We start from the raw sequence: 13,647 nt of genomic DNA, 5'->3' as shown, positions 1-13,647 counted from the left end.
CTTTTCCAAACAAATCTAGTGACTGGAGGAATTATGCCAACCTTTGTTGATCCGGCAAAGTGTGATGGGTGCAAGGGCGGTGAAAAGACGGCTTGCATGTACATCTGTCCCAACGATCTCATGATCTTGGATCCGGTGGAAATGCGTGCCTACAACCAGGAGCCTGCGGCCTGCTGGGAGTGCTACTCCTGCGTGAAAATTTGTCCTCAGGGCGCCATTACGGCCCGTCCGTACGCGGACTTCGCCCCCATGGGCGGCACCTCGATCCCGCTGCGGAGCGCCGAAGACATCATGTGGACGGTGCAGTTCCGTTCGGGTGAGGTCAAGCGCTTCAAGTTCCCCATCCGTACCACTCCTGAAGGCTCCATTGATCCCTACGCTGGCAAGCCCGAGCCCGGCAATCTGGATGACGAGCTGCTGTTCACCGAGACCGCGCTGAAGAAGCCCCAGACCGCTCTGGGCAAGAAGTTCGAGGTGGCCGAGGCCGATCTGAAGCAGGTCTTCAAGTCTGCCGTTGCCTAAGTTTGGGCCTATTGACCAACGTACGATATTCAGGAGGAACATATGCCTCAGATTCCTGTGAAAGATCCTGTAAAAGGTTTGCCCCTGGCCGAGCCGGAGCTCGTGGAACTGGAAACCGATGCCCTTATCGTGGGCGGTGGTATGGGCGCCTGCGGCGTGGCTTATGAGGCCTGCCGCTGGGCGGACAAGCACGGCGTGCGCGTGCTTCTGGTCGACAAGGCTTCCCTGGAGCGCTCCGGTGCGGTGGCGCAGGGCCTGTCCGCCATCAACACCTACCTTGGCGAAAACGAGCCCGATGACTACGTGCGCATGGTGCGCACTGACCTCATGGGCCTGGTGCGCGAAGACCTGATCTTCGACCTGGGCCGCCACGTGGATGATTCCGTTCATCTGTTCGAAGAGTGGGGCCTGCCCTGCTGGATCAAGAAGGACGGCAAGAACCTGGACGGCGCCGAGGCCAAGAAGCAGGGTCTTTCTCTGCGCAATGGCGATGCGCCGGTGCGCTCCGGCCGTTGGCAGATCATGATCAACGGTGAGTCCTACAAGTGCATCGTGGCCGAGGCCGCCAAGAAGGCCCTGGGCGAAGAGCGCTACATGGAGCGTATTTTCATCGTGAAGCTGCTCTTGGACGCCAAGGAGGAGAACCGCATCGCCGGCGCCGTGGGCTTCTCGGTGCGCGAGAACAAAGTGTATGTCATCAAGGCCAACGCCATCTGCTGCGCCTGCGGTGGTGCGGTGAACGTCTACCGTCCCCGCTCCACGGGTGAGGGTATGGGCCGCGCCTGGTACCCGGTGTGGAACGCTGGCTCCACCTACACCATGTGTGCGCAGGTGGGCGCTGAGATGACCATGATGGAAAACCGTTTCGTCCCGGCTCGCTTCAAGGACGGTTACGGTCCCGTGGGCGCTTGGTTCTTGCTCTTCAAGGCCAAAGCCACCAACGCCAAGGGTGAGGACTACTGCGTCACCAACCGCGCCATGCTCAAGCCCTACGAGGATCGTGGTTACGCCAAGGGTCAGGTCATCCCCACCTGTCTGCGCAACCACATGATGCTGCGCGAGATGCGTGAAGGCCGTGGCCCTATCTACATGGACACCGCCACTGCCCTGCAGACCACCTTCAAAGAGCTGACTCCCAAGGAGCAGAAGCACCTGGAGTCCGAAGCGTGGGAAGACTTCCTCGACATGTGCGTGGGCCAGGCCAACCTGTGGGCTTGTATGAACATCAAGCCCGAGGAGCGCGGCTCCGAGATCATGCCCACCGAGCCCTATCTGCTGGGTTCCCACTCCGGCTGCTGCGGCATCTGGGTGTCGGGTCCGGACGAGGAATGGGTGCCGGAAGAGTACAAGGTCCGTGCGGACAACGGCAAGGTGTACAACCGTATGACCACGGTCAACGGCCTGTTCACCTGCGCTGACGGCGTGGGCGCTTCTGGTCACAAGTTCTCCTCGGGTTCGCACGCCGAGGGTCGTATCGTGGGCAAGCAGATGGTGCGCTGGTGCGTGGACCACAAGGACTTCAAGCCCACCCTGCAGATCGATGCCGAAGCCCTGAAGAAAGAGATCTACCAGCCCTGGTACACCTACGAGCAGTACAAGGGTGCTTCCACGGATCCGGTGGTCAACCCCCACTACATCACTCCGCACAACTTCATGATGCGCCTCATCAAGGCCACCGATGAATACGGCGGCGGTGTGGCCACCCTGTACACCACTTCCGAGAAGCTGCTCGACACCGGTTTCGCCCTGCTCGACATGCTCGAGGAAGACTCCAAGAAGCTGGCTGCTCGCGATCTGCACGAGCTTTTGCGCTGCTGGGAACAGTACCACCGTCTGTGGACCGTGCGCCTGCACATGCAGCACATCCGCTTCCGTCAGGAAAGCCGTTACCCCGGCTTCTACTATCGTGCCGACTTCATGGGCCTCGATGACTCCAAGTGGAAGTGCTTCGTCAACTCCAAGTACGATCCGAAGACCGGTGAGACCACTGTCTTCAAGAGACACTACTACCAGATCATCCCTGACTAGTTCATGGGCCACGAAAGGCTGCGGGGCTCGCCCCGCAGCCTTTTCTTTCGCGGCAATAGAATGGTCTCTGTATGATCTGTAACGGATCTTGAAGGTTGTTATAGATCATGCTTGGGCCATTCTATTCATTTTATGGCCTTCAACGTTGTCCTGGGAGGAATGTAATGGCGAATACCAGCATACTTGTCATCGGTGGCGGGTTCGCGGGGATGACCGCCGCCCTGGAAGCCGCGGAGCTGGGCCACGAGGTCTATATCGTGGAAAAGTCTCCGTACTTGGGCGGACGGGTCATGCAGCTCAATAAGTATTTTCCCAAGCTTTGTCCGCCATCTTGTGGTCTGGAGATCCAGTACCAGCGCATCAAAAACAATCCGCTGGTCAAATTTTTCACGTTGGCCGAAGTGGCCAAGGTCGAGGGCTCCAAAGGCAACTACACGGTCACAGTGCGAGTGCGTCCGCGCCATACGGCCCCGAATAGTGTGGATTTGAGCGCCGTGGCCAAGGGGCTTTCCGGCGAAACCGCAAGTGAATTTGAGTTCGGCCTGGCCCGCCGCAAGGGCCTGTATCTGGACGTGCCCTTTGCGTTCCCGCAGCGGTACGTGGTGGATACGGCGTGTCTGACGGACGCGGACAAGAGTGCGTTGTCGGCGTGCCCGCATGTGGACTTGGCGGAAGAGGAGCGCCTCATCCCGCTCCAGGTGGGCGCCATTGTGGTGGCCACAGGTTGGCAGCCCTACGATGTCACCCGGCTCACCAACCTCGGTGCCGGCGCAGTGAAGAACTGCATTTCCAATATGCAGATGGAGCGTCTGGCGTCCCCCTACGGGCCGACCCAAGGCAAGATTCTGCGCCCATCCGACGGGCGCGCGCCGAAGAAGGTCGCGTTCGTGCAGTGCGCTGGCTCCCGGGATGAAAACCATCTGTCGTTTTGCTCGTACATCTGCTGTATGGCCTCGCTCAAACAGGCCCAGTACGTCCGCGAGCAGTATCCGGATGCGGATGTCACCGTGTTTTACATCGATTTGCGTACCCCTGGGCGTTATGAGTCCTTTGCCGAAAAAGTCTTGGCGGATCCCAAGATTCACGCGGTCAAAGGCAAGGTGGCTGCCGTGGCTCAGGACAAGGCGGGGGACGATGTCTGGGTGACGGTGGAAGACGCCGTGACCGGCGCCAAGTCGGTGGAGCGTTTTGATTTGGTGGTCTTGGCCACGGGCATGCAGCCGAGCCTTGCCGCCCAGAAACTGCCTCTGGACGTGACGGTGGACGAGGAAGGGTTCATTGTGAACGGTGAGGACCAAGGGATTTTCGTGGCTGGCTGCGCCAAACAGCCGTTGGATGTCATGAAGACGGCCCAGTCCGCCACGGCCGCAGCCATGAAGGCGATCCAGACGGTGAGAGGGAGGTAGACCATGGCTGAAAAAATTGGTGTGTATTTTGATGAAGCCTCGCTGGGGGGAGCCCTGGATCTCGCCGCCCTCATGGATGGCGTGCGTGCCAAGTGGGGCGCCACCTGTCCTGTGGTGAAGTCGCACCCGCAGCTTGCCTCGGACGAAGGGCGGGCCATGATCCAGGCCGACATCGACGCCGGGACCGTGGATGGCGTGTGTATTTGTGGCTCTTCTCCGCGCGTGGATTGGGACATCTATCGCTTCTCTGGCGTGCTCGTGGAGCGGGTGAACCTGCGGGAGCAATGCGTTTTGTGCTATCAGGATCCCAAAGGGCAGCCCGTGGTTCCGGGCGCCACTCCGGAGCTCCTGCAGAAGATGGCCACCGACTATGTGAACATGGGCGTGGTCAAGCTCCAGAAGGCGGCCCAGCCGGGCGGCGGCGAGATCGACGTGGTGCGCCGCGTGCTGGTGGTGGGCGGTGGCTTTGCCGGCATGACGGCGGCCTTGGACGTCGCTGCGTTGGGCTACGAAGTGCTCCTGGTGGAAAAGAAGGATCACCTCGGCGGCGCGGCGGCGGAGATGTACAAGACCATCCCCATGACCCCCCCGTACACGCAGGCACAGCCTACCGGCGTGGAGAAGAAGATCGCAGCGGTGCAGGCAAGTGAGCACATCACGGTGCTGCTTGGTGCCCAGCTCAAGGCCTTGGCCGGTGCGCCGGGACAGTACACGGCCACCATCGCCGTGGACGGGGAGGAGCGTGCCGAGGAAGTGGGCTCCGTGGTCTTGGCCACGGGCTGGACGCCGCTGGATGCGAGCTACCTCAAGCCGCTTGGATATGGCAGCCTCAAGAACGTGGTCACGGCTTGGGAATTCGAGGCCATGGCCAAAGCGGGCGCCATTGTGCGCAAGTCCGACGGTGCCAAGCCCCAAAAAGTGCTCTTCCTCTTGGGCTTTGGCGAGACCCTGACGCCGTTTGCGGAAAAAGAGCGTGCCGAAGCGGAGGCGGCGGCCAAGAAGGCTGAAAGCAAGGAAGAAAGTGACGCGCCCAAGACCAACTTCGTCAAGCAGGTCACCTATAAGCACCTGCCGTTCACTTCGGAGTTGACTTCGCTCACGGCCCTCAAGCAGGCGGGATATGTGCGGGAGCTTTTGCCCGAGAGCATCGCCATGATCGCCTATGAGCACATGATGGTGCCGGGAGTGAACGAGCTGTACTACAAGGCCGCGCAGAATGATCCGGGTATCATGATGACCAAGGGCATCGTGCGTGAAGTGCGCGATGGCGGCGATGGCGATGTGGTGGTGGTCTTGGAGGACACCCTTTTGGGCGCCAAGGTGGAGATCGAGGCCGACCTGGTAGTGGTTCCCACAGGCATGGTGCCCACCACGGCCTTGGAGCCGGTGCTCAACCTCAAATACCGTCAGGGTCCGGCCTTCCCGGATCTGGAGCTCTTCAGCGGCTACGCCGACTCCAACTATATCTGTTTCCCGTACGAGACGCGGCGCACAGGTATCTATACTGCCGGCGCAGTGCGGCAGCCCATGACCTTGGTCCTGACCGAGACCGACGCCGCCGGTGCGGCCCTCAAGGCGGTGCAGTGCCTGGAGTCCGCCAATCGCGGCATGGCGGTGCACCCGCGTTCGGGTGACCTGTCCTTCCCCAAGTTCAACCTCCTGCGCTGCACCCAGTGTAAGCGCTGCACCGAAGAGTGCCCCTTCGGAGCCCTGGACGAGGACGAAAAGGGCAATCCCATGCCCAATACCTCCCGCTGTCGGCGTTGCGGCACCTGCATGGGTGCATGTCCCGAGCGCGTCATCTCCTTCGACAACTACAATATCGACCAGATCGGCTCCATGATCAAACAGGTGGAAGTGCCGGACGACATCGAGGTCGGCGGTCCGCGTTTCCTCATCCTGGCCTGCGAGAACGACGCCTACCCGGCCCTGGATATCGCTGCCCTGCAGGGGAAATCCTGGAGTCCGTACGTCCGCATCATCCCGGTGCGCTGTCTTGGTTCGGTCAACACCATCTGGATCGCGGACGCCATGTCCAAAGGCACCGACGGCTGCCTGCTTCTCGGCTGCAAGTACGGCGAGGACTATCAATGCCACTTCGTCAAGGGTTCGGAGCTGTGTAACCGCCGTATGGCCAACATCGGTGAGACCCTGGGCAAGTTGGGCATCGAGACCGAGCGCGTGCAGCAGCTTCAGGTGGCCATTGACGACTACGCCATCGTCCCCGAACTGATTGATAAGTTCGTGAAAGATATCATGAAGCTCGGTCCCAACCCGTTCAAGGGCTACTAGGAGGCTTGCATGTCCAAAACGGTACGCATCGAACCCAATGTGCAATTCGTCAAGGAATTGCAGGAGGTGGGAGGCGATGACCTCAAGAAGTGCTACCAGTGCGCCACGTGCTCGGTAGCCTGCCCCATGTCTCCTGCAGACAATCCCTACCCGCGCAAGGAGATGGTCTGGGCGCAGTGGGGGCTCAAAGACAAGCTCTTGAACGACATCGACATCTGGCTGTGCCACAACTGCGGCACCTGCTCGGATCTGTGTCCCCGTGGGGCCAAACCCGGTGACCTGCTCGCTGCCCTGCGCAACATGACCTACCGCAAGCTGGTGCCGCCGGCCATCATCGGGGAGTGGATGAGCTCGCCCAAGCATCTGCCGATCCTGGCAGGCATCCCGGCGGTCATCTTCGGCATCGTCTGGATGATCCGCGCCGCCATGGTGGGGAGCTTCTTCCCGGTGACGGAGGAAGGTAAGATCGTGTACGGGAACCTCTTCCCCGGCGATTTCACCATCGATCCCATCTTCGGCCTTACCGCCCTCTTCGTGGTCATTTGCTTTGCCGTGGGGGTCCGGAACCTCATCGAGGGGTTCAAAGGCACGGTGACGGATACCTTTGTCATCGGCTATAAAAAGCCCACCATCAAAGAGGCCATCATCGATGCCATCAAGTATGAGGTGCTCCAGCATACGCGCTTCAAGGATTGCATCGACGAGCCTGCGGATGAGGAGCGGGTCAAAGGCCATTTGCTCTTGTTCTACGGCTTTGTGGCCTGCTTCATCGTCACCTCCATCGTGGCCGTGGCCCATTGGGGCGGCAAGATCATTCCCTTCCTGGCACCCATTGGGCATACCCCCATGCCTTTGTGGAGCCCGGTGAAGATCCTGGCCAATGTGGGCGCAGTGCTGCTTTTGACCGGTCTCACCTTGCTTACCCGCCGTCGTCTCAACCTCGAGCGTCGCAAGAGCCGCTCCAATTACTATGATTGGTATCTCTTGGGGGTGATCTGGGCCGTGACGCTGACGGGTATTGGTTCGGAGGTGTTCCGCTTGGCCGCCGTGGCCCCGCTCGCCTTCTTCACCTACTACCTGCATCTGGTGAGCATCTTCATGCTCATTGCCTATCTGCCGTGGTCCAAGTTGGGCCACTTGGTGTACCGGACCACCGCGCTCATTTATGCGCGGTATGTGGGCCGTCTGCCCATTGGCGAAAAACTCATCGAGGACGAGAAAGTCTTTGTCATTTAATCAAGAGGAGGACGCATCATGTCGGAAGCCCGGAAGATTTTTCCCATGGAGACCTTTGTGGCCTACATCAAAGGTGAGGCCAATGATCAGGTGAACGAAATGCTGAGCTACCTCGTGCAGCGGGAGCTCGCTGACGAGTTCGCTCCGTTTGCCGCGGCCCTGGCCAAGGCGTGGATTTATGAGCAGCATCCGGAGCTCACCAAGATGTCCAAGGGCCAGATGGTGGAGCTCGGCCAGTCGGTGTCGGTGGCGCCCATGCCGGTGCGCGCCAAGGCCGAAGTGGACGCGGTGTTCGAGAAGCTGGAAGGCTTCGCCGCCAAGATCGCTGCTGCGGAGGCCAAGATTGCGGACCTGGAGTCCACGGTAGCCGCCAAGGACGCCGAGATCGCCAAGTTGCAGGCCAAGGTGAAGGAGTACGAGAGCGAGAAGCAGGGCGAGGCCGAGAAGCTGTTCGTCACCACTGAGGCGCGGGTTGCCGAGTTCACCGCCAAGCTGGAAGAGCTCCTCAAGCAGGTGGAAGAAGTGAAGAAGACCGGTGTGGTCGTGGCCGGCGTGGCGGGGGCGGCTGCTGCGGCTCCGGCTGCAGGCGGCGAGGCCGCGGGCGCTCCGGCCCAGGCCGAGGCTGGTTCGGACTTCGGCTTCTCCGGCGGTGCCTCGGATCCCTTCTCCGACACCAATTGGTAAAAAATGGGCTCCCTACCAACCGGCGCGGGAGCCTTGGAAAAAATCCGCACCCTTTTCCGAGGGTGCGGATTTTTTTTATTCCCTGTTTCGCCGAGCCAACAGTGCCACCGGCGCGAGGACAAAGGGCAGGGCGAGGTGGATCCAGTCCAGAAGCATCGTGGTCGTCGGCGAGAAAAAGAACCCCGGGGTGTTCTTGGCCACCCGGGCGAGTCCCGTGGCCGCGATGCCGAGCCAGAGGACGGCCTTGAGCACAGCGGCCCGGCGGGGCCGCCATCCGCGACGCCATGCCGCGATGCCCAGGGTAGCTCGGTAGCTCAACCAGAAGAGCAGCAGTGCGGCGAGCGCGTAGTGCATGCGGTGGGTGGCGTAAAAGTCCGCAGTCCAGGCAAAGCCCGGTACGTCCGCCAGGTAGTAGCGCTTGAAAATGGGCATCTGGGCAAGACCCGTGAAAAGGAGGCCGAAAATCACGGCCGCCACCAGGCGCCGTTGCCACGGGGGCGGCGTGGGCACGGCGGCCTGCGGCGCGGCCCCGCCGGGATTACTTGTCTTCATGGGAATTCTCCTTGGTGGCGCGCAGGATATGCAGGGCGCCTGCGGCAATCCCGGCCAGGGGGGCGGCAAGGATGGCGCGCGTCAGGCGTTCTTCCTCATGGAACGGGTCGGGCACGGCCTTCAAGTGGGGCCGTCCCGGTCCGGTGGCGATGGCGGCATTGAGCACGTCAAAGGGCACTGGAGAGACATAGATGGTATTGGTGCCGCCGTTTTCATGCTCGCCGTAGAGGAATCCATTCATGGACTCGGCCAATTGGTGCGCTTTTTCCACAATGGCCTGTCGGGGGCCGATGGTTTGCACGTCGTATGGGCAGGCCTCGATACAGGCCGGGAGCGCGCCTTCGGCAATGCGGTTCCAGCAGCGGTCGCATTTGTACATGACCCCGTTGCCGGCGTAGGAAGGAAGCAGGTCGAGGTAGAGTCCCACGCCGGTCTGGCGCTCCGGGATATGCCAGGGGCACACCGCTTTGCACTTGGAGCCGCCGAGGCAGATCTGATCGTTGATGCGCACGATGCCGTTGGTCTGCTTGAAGGCCGCGCCCCACGGGCACAGATTGGCGCAGGGGGGATTGGTGCAGTGCAGGCACCTGCGGGGGATGTGGATTTCAAAGGGCTGATCGTTATAGGTTCCGGTCGCGGTTTGGATGAAAAGCCAATTGTACGGCGTGAGCCGGTCGTCCACCAGGCGCCGCTCGGGCCAATCCGCTACCTGCACCCGTCCTTGGGGGTACATCTTCGGGAATGGTTTGGTGGGACGGGGATATTTGGCTTGATTGGCCTCCCGGCAGGCCTCCACGCAGGAGCCGCATCCCACGCACCGAGAGAGGTCGAGCATGGTGGCGAGTTCTTCTCCTGCTGCTGCGGCCTCGCTGGTCCCGGGGAGCACCGAGAGCGCAGCGCTCGCCCCCAGCCACTGAAAAAATGTCCGTCGGGAAATGCCCATAGAGTCCTCCAGAAAAAAATCAGGGCCACGGATAGCCATGGCCCTGGGGGTGTCAAGGATGCCTAGCGTCGGGCAGCCCGTTCCCAATCCGCGACTTCGTGTTCGTCCACCTCTTCCCAGCCGCTGATCATGGCCGCGATGTGGCTGGTGAGGGTGTGGCCGGTGGTGGTCATGTAGATGTGGATGATGACAAAGGCGAGGATGCCGAAGGCACAGGCCAGGTGGATGAGGGCAATGGTTCGCAAGCCGAGGAAGGTGAGCCCCCACACGGCCCAGTCGTTATAGAGATAGTAAAGAAGGCCGGTACCCATCTGCAGGGTGAGCAGTACTGCGGTGAGCGCCAGGTAGGTCAGCCGTTGCAGGGGGTTGTGTTTGGCTTCTTTGGTCTTCTGCACAGGGTGGGGTTTTCCCTGGAAGATACCGGAGGTGTAGTAACGCACCACTTCCCAGAGCTTTTTGCTGGTGGGAATGTACTGCTTCCATTCTCCGGTGGTGAAGACCCAGAAGATGATGAAGGCAAAGAGCACCACCCAGCCAAATCCAAAGGCGTTGTGAATCCGTACCACAGTATGGAAGCCGAGCAGGCTGTAGGTTCCATGGACTTCGAATCCGGTCAGGAGCAGGACGAAAATGATGATGGCCTGCAGCCAATGCCAGAAGCGTTCGAAGCGCGTGTAAAGATAGATTTTGGTTTTCGCCATGGGATCCTCCTAGCGCTTGAGAGAGGCGATGAAGCGGCCAAGACCGTGGAGTGCGACGCCGATCACCGAGATGACCACCAGTGCCCAACCGCCGGTATCCAAGGCCTGCACTCGGTCGCGGGCGGGCATGTACACCCCCTGGATATGGCGGAGGCGGCCTTGGGCGCTATGGCATTCGGTGCACGCAAGTACCTGCTCTTTGGGGGCGACCATGTGGGTGATGGGGAAGACGTATTCGGTATCCACGAAATCGTACTGTCCGCTGTAGGGGAGCCCGTTGTACTCCTGGCCAACAGCGATGGCCTTGCCCCAGTCGAAGTCCGCCCAATATGCTCCGGAGCCTTTGGGGCCAAAGAGTTTGGGAATGACCATGGTTTTGTTGACCTTGTCGTACGGAGTCCGGCCGGTGTGAATTTTGAAAGGGAAGATGCGGGATTTCGGGTCATTGGGACTGCCTTCCGGCCAGCTCAGGCGGACGGGCTTCGTGGGGTCGATGATGTCCTTGGCGGTCGTGCCTTGAATGGAGCCGTTGTACCAAGCATAATAGGGAGTGACGTTTTTGCGCCACACGAAGCTCCCTTTTTTGGGATCGTAGTCGGCCTTGCCGAATGCGTCCTTGTGGATGGGACGCTCCTTGTCGCCGGCCTGGGACCAATCCCAATGCATTTTGGTGGGAAGCGCCCGGGCAAAGGTGGGGATGTGGCAGCTTTGACAGGCTACCTTGTCCGTATGGTCGTTGGCCTTGGCATGGGCCTTGTGCGGCGTGTGTCCGTGGCAGGATTCGCAGCTGATCTTGGCGGCAAGGTCATCCTCGAGCAGACTTTTGCGCTCCGTAAAGGCCGGGGTGGCATACACCCGGCCTGCGATATGGTGGGCGCGGGTGGAATGACAGCGGCTGCAGCTAAAGTTTTGGCCGTCGATGCCCATGTGGACGTCAAGGGCCTTGTTGGGATTGGTCATGGAGGAATCGAGGTCGCCGTGTTTCACGCCGTCTCCGCCACCGCCGTAGAAGTGGCAGGTGCCGCAATTGCGGCGGGTGGGTTTCCCCACGGATTGGGCAACTTTGGTGTAGTCCGGCGGTAGGATCTCCTTACCCCCAAAGGGCGTCGGTTCGGTGGCGGGATAGCCGCCTTTGGTGGGGAACTTGACGTAGGTCCCGGTCTGTTCGTGGCAGACGAGGCAATCGATGGCCTCCACATTGGAGAAATCGAAGTTTTTGTTCATCCAGCCGTAACCGGCGTGGCAGGAGGTGCATCGCGGCTCGTTCGAACCCACGGCGATGCAGAAGTTGTTGACGGTCAAGCGGCCTTTGCCGGTGATGCCTCGGGGGTCCGCGGGATCGGCCCATGTCCAGTGGATTGTTTTATGAAATTGGATCCCGGCCTGGTTGTGGCAGGAGAGGCAGGCGCGGGTGACCTCCTCAGGCTTCGTGAACGGCTGTTTGAGGATGGGGTGTTGGGAGTGGTCCGCGGTGATCCAGGCTTTGGGATCCTCCCTGACGGCTTGGCGGGCCAGGATGCGGCCTGGGGCCTGCTCATCCGTTTCCGTCCCCCAGGCAGAAGCGGTCCATGCCAGGGTGAGAATGAGGGTGACGAGACGGAGCATCGCTACCTCCTTGTGCAAGATAAGACAGGATGATCTTTCCTGTATCTGTCGGACGCAGCAAGGCAAGCTTTGGAGCGATTTGGTCCGTTTTAGGCGGTGCGGGAGATTTCGTGCATGCGGGCAATGATGGTGTGGATGCGGGCCGCCAGCTCTGCAAGGCTGGTGACTGCTTTGGCGGATTCCTCCATGGCCGTGGCGCTTTGTTGCGCCGAATCCGCAAGATTGCGGCCGATGGTGTCGAGTTCCGCGCTGGCCTCGGCTTGCTGGGCGGCCGCTGTGGCGATGTCTCTCAGATGGTCGGCTATATTGGCGACTTGAGTGGCCAATTCGGCAAGCATGGTCTGGCTGTGGGCCACGAGCTCGGAGCCGTGGGTGATGGCGGTAGCGGCTTCGTCGGTGGCTTTTTGGTTGGCGAGCACCCCTTGCTGCACCGTAGCGATGGAGCTGCGCACCTCGTTGGTGGCCTGGACGGTTTTTTCCGCCAGTTTGCGCACCTCGTCCGCCACGACGGCAAACCCTCGGCCGGCGTCTCCAGCGCGGGCTGCTTCGATGGCCGCGTTGAGGGCCAGCAGATTGGTTTGATCCGCGATGTCTTCGATGACTTGGATGATGGAGCCGATGGTCATGGCCTGCTGCGCCAGGGCGTGCATGCCCTGACGCAAGGCGTTTGCCTGGTCCAGGACGCCGTCCATGGCGTGTTGGGCTTCGTTCAGGGTCGAGGCACAGTCTCGGGCCTTGCTCTCGGCGGCGGCCCCCAGGTCTTGGGCTGTTCGGGTATTGGCGCCGATGGCCCGGGCCGAGCCGGCCAGTTGCTGGGTGGATGTGGCCATGGCTTCGCTATGCTGCTGCTGGCTGCGGGCCACGGCCGAGGCCTCTTCGACCTGGGCGGAAAGCTCTTCGGCGGCCGAAGCCAGGGTGGCGCCCACCTCGGTGGAGGCTGCGATGAGTTCGGTAAGGGCGGCGTGCTGCTCACGCAAACGCTGCGAGGCCCTTTTGGCCTCGGTCATATCGAGATAGATGCACATGCCGCCGAGCAGGGTGCCGGCGCTGTCGTAAAGAGGATAGACATTGGCCAGCACATGGCGCTTGCCGCCCTTATGGCCGTGGATGGTGACCTCCAGGTTGCGGAAGACTTCTCCGCTGGCCATGGCCTTGCCCACGGCGGTGGAGCGGCTCGGGTCGTTGTAGAAGATTGCCGCGAGCGTTCGGCCTAGCTGGGCCTCGGGTGGGGTCTCGATTTCGAGCATCTCCATGGTAGCGGCATTGGTGGCCACGGCTCGTTCTTTGGGGTCCACCAGAAGGAACGGCATGGGCAGGCCCTGGACGATCCCTTGGCGGAGCCCAGTCTCCGTGCGCAAGCAGTGTTCCACCTGACCCAAGGCGTTGGCCAGTTGCGGGGAAATCCGCAGCCCTTGAGGCATGGTGCGCTCGCGGACCAGAGTATCCAGCGCCGCGGCAAGGGCACGGTGCTGACGGTGTTCGGTCCATGCGGCTTCCAGGGCCATCAGCAGGGCGGCAAACATACCAACCAGGGCGGGTTGGGGTGCGGATCCGATTTCGGCGGCAAGTATGCTCAAGGTGAGGATGGCGGTCATGCCAAGAAGACGTGCGCGCATCGTTTCCCTCCTTGATGACGATACCTGCCTACCCCCAAGCGACGTGTCCGGGCAAGCTTCGA

11 protein-coding genes are annotated in these 13,647 nt (G+C 61.2%); 6 read left to right on the top strand and 5 right to left on the bottom strand.

What is annotated here, in order from left to right:
- Positions 1–33 precede the first annotated feature (33 nt).
- The 6 genes from aprB (at position 34) to BR00_RS11010 (ending at position 8,168) form a co-directional block, all read left to right on the top strand.
- A complete protein-coding gene (gene aprB, locus BR00_RS11035; protein ID WP_496477653.1) occupies positions 34–522 on the top strand; it encodes an adenylyl-sulfate reductase subunit beta in 489 nt (162 codons plus the stop codon).
- 42 nt (positions 523–564) lie between these two features.
- The gene (gene aprA, locus BR00_RS11030; RefSeq protein ID WP_496477652.1) at positions 565–2,550 is read left to right on the top strand and encodes an adenylyl-sulfate reductase subunit alpha; all 1,986 of its coding nucleotides are present in this window, start codon (positions 565–567) and stop codon (positions 2,548–2,550) included.
- A gap of 164 nt (positions 2,551–2,714) precedes the next feature.
- Complete coding sequence (locus BR00_RS11025) at positions 2,715–3,956, top strand: CoB--CoM heterodisulfide reductase iron-sulfur subunit A family protein (protein ID WP_496477651.1); 1,242 nt, start codon at positions 2,715–2,717, stop codon at positions 3,954–3,956.
- 3 nt (positions 3,957–3,959) lie between these two features.
- Entirely contained in the window at positions 3,960–6,248 is a 2,289-nt protein-coding gene (locus BR00_RS11020; protein WP_496477650.1) for an FAD-dependent oxidoreductase, read from the top strand.
- Positions 6,249–6,257: 9 nt separating this feature from the next.
- Positions 6,258–7,484, top strand: coding sequence for a quinone-interacting membrane-bound oxidoreductase complex subunit QmoC (gene qmoC, locus BR00_RS11015; protein WP_496477649.1), 1,227 nt, complete (start codon positions 6,258–6,260; stop codon positions 7,482–7,484).
- 18 nt (positions 7,485–7,502) lie between these two features.
- Positions 7,503–8,168 (top strand): hypothetical protein, encoded by a 666-nt coding sequence (locus BR00_RS11010; RefSeq protein WP_496477648.1) that lies wholly within the window; start codon positions 7,503–7,505, stop codon positions 8,166–8,168.
- A gap of 75 nt (positions 8,169–8,243) precedes the next feature.
- Here the strand turns inward: BR00_RS11010 and BR00_RS11005 are convergent, their stop codons facing one another.
- The 5 genes from BR00_RS11005 to BR00_RS10985 all read right to left on the bottom strand — a co-directional run bounded on the left by BR00_RS11005 (position 8,244) and on the right by BR00_RS10985 (position 13,585).
- On the bottom strand, positions 8,244–8,720 hold the full coding sequence (locus tag BR00_RS11005) for a FeS-binding protein (RefSeq protein WP_496477647.1): 477 nt from the start codon (positions 8,718–8,720) through the stop codon (positions 8,244–8,246).
- Positions 8,707–9,663: a 4Fe-4S dicluster domain-containing protein gene (locus BR00_RS11000; RefSeq protein WP_496477646.1), complete on the bottom strand. Its 957-nt coding sequence runs from the start codon at positions 9,661–9,663 to the stop codon at positions 8,707–8,709. Before BR00_RS11000 ends, BR00_RS11005 begins: the two co-directional genes overlap by 14 nt.
- A 62-nt stretch (positions 9,664–9,725) precedes the next feature.
- A complete protein-coding gene (locus BR00_RS10995) occupies positions 9,726–10,364 on the bottom strand; it encodes a cytochrome b/b6 domain-containing protein (protein WP_496477645.1) in 639 nt (212 codons plus the stop codon).
- A 9-nt stretch (positions 10,365–10,373) separates the two neighbouring features.
- Positions 10,374–11,969, bottom strand: a complete 1,596-nt coding sequence (locus tag BR00_RS10990) for a tetrathionate reductase family octaheme c-type cytochrome (protein ID WP_496477644.1) — start codon at positions 11,967–11,969, stop codon at positions 10,374–10,376.
- Between the two features lie 89 nt (positions 11,970–12,058).
- On the bottom strand, positions 12,059–13,585 hold the full coding sequence (locus BR00_RS10985) for a methyl-accepting chemotaxis protein (RefSeq protein WP_496477643.1): 1,527 nt from the start codon (positions 13,583–13,585) through the stop codon (positions 12,059–12,061).
- Positions 13,586–13,647: the final 62 nt, after the last annotated feature.

It is taken from the genome of Thermodesulfomicrobium thermophilum DSM 16697 (assembly GCF_059568695.1).
This window is presented reverse-complemented; position numbering and strand designations above follow the sequence as displayed.

Bases quoted from the DNA above. Each gene is read 5' to 3' on its own strand.
- BR00_RS11010 (WP_496477648.1), top strand. From the start codon at position 7,503: ATGTCGGAAGCCCGGAAGATTTTTCCCATGGAGACCTTTGTGGCCTAC.
- BR00_RS11025 (WP_496477651.1), top strand. From the start codon at position 2,715: ATGGCGAATACCAGCATACTTGTCATCGGTGGCGGGTTCGCGGGGATG.
- BR00_RS10995 (WP_496477645.1), bottom strand. From the start codon at position 10,364: ATGGCGAAAACCAAAATCTATCTTTACACGCGCTTCGAACGCTTCTGG.
- BR00_RS11000 (WP_496477646.1), bottom strand. From the start codon at position 9,663: ATGGGCATTTCCCGACGGACATTTTTTCAGTGGCTGGGGGCGAGCGCT.
- BR00_RS10990 (WP_496477644.1), bottom strand. From the start codon at position 11,969: ATGCTCCGTCTCGTCACCCTCATTCTCACCCTGGCATGGACCGCTTCT.
- aprA (WP_496477652.1), top strand. From the start codon at position 565: ATGCCTCAGATTCCTGTGAAAGATCCTGTAAAAGGTTTGCCCCTGGCC.
- BR00_RS11020 (WP_496477650.1), top strand. From the start codon at position 3,960: ATGGCTGAAAAAATTGGTGTGTATTTTGATGAAGCCTCGCTGGGGGGA.
- BR00_RS11005 (WP_496477647.1), bottom strand. From the start codon at position 8,720: ATGAAGACAAGTAATCCCGGCGGGGCCGCGCCGCAGGCCGCCGTGCCC.
- BR00_RS10985 (WP_496477643.1), bottom strand. From the start codon at position 13,585: ATGCGCGCACGTCTTCTTGGCATGACCGCCATCCTCACCTTGAGCATA.
- qmoC (WP_496477649.1), top strand. From the start codon at position 6,258: ATGTCCAAAACGGTACGCATCGAACCCAATGTGCAATTCGTCAAGGAA.
- aprB (WP_496477653.1), top strand. From the start codon at position 34: ATGCCAACCTTTGTTGATCCGGCAAAGTGTGATGGGTGCAAGGGCGGT.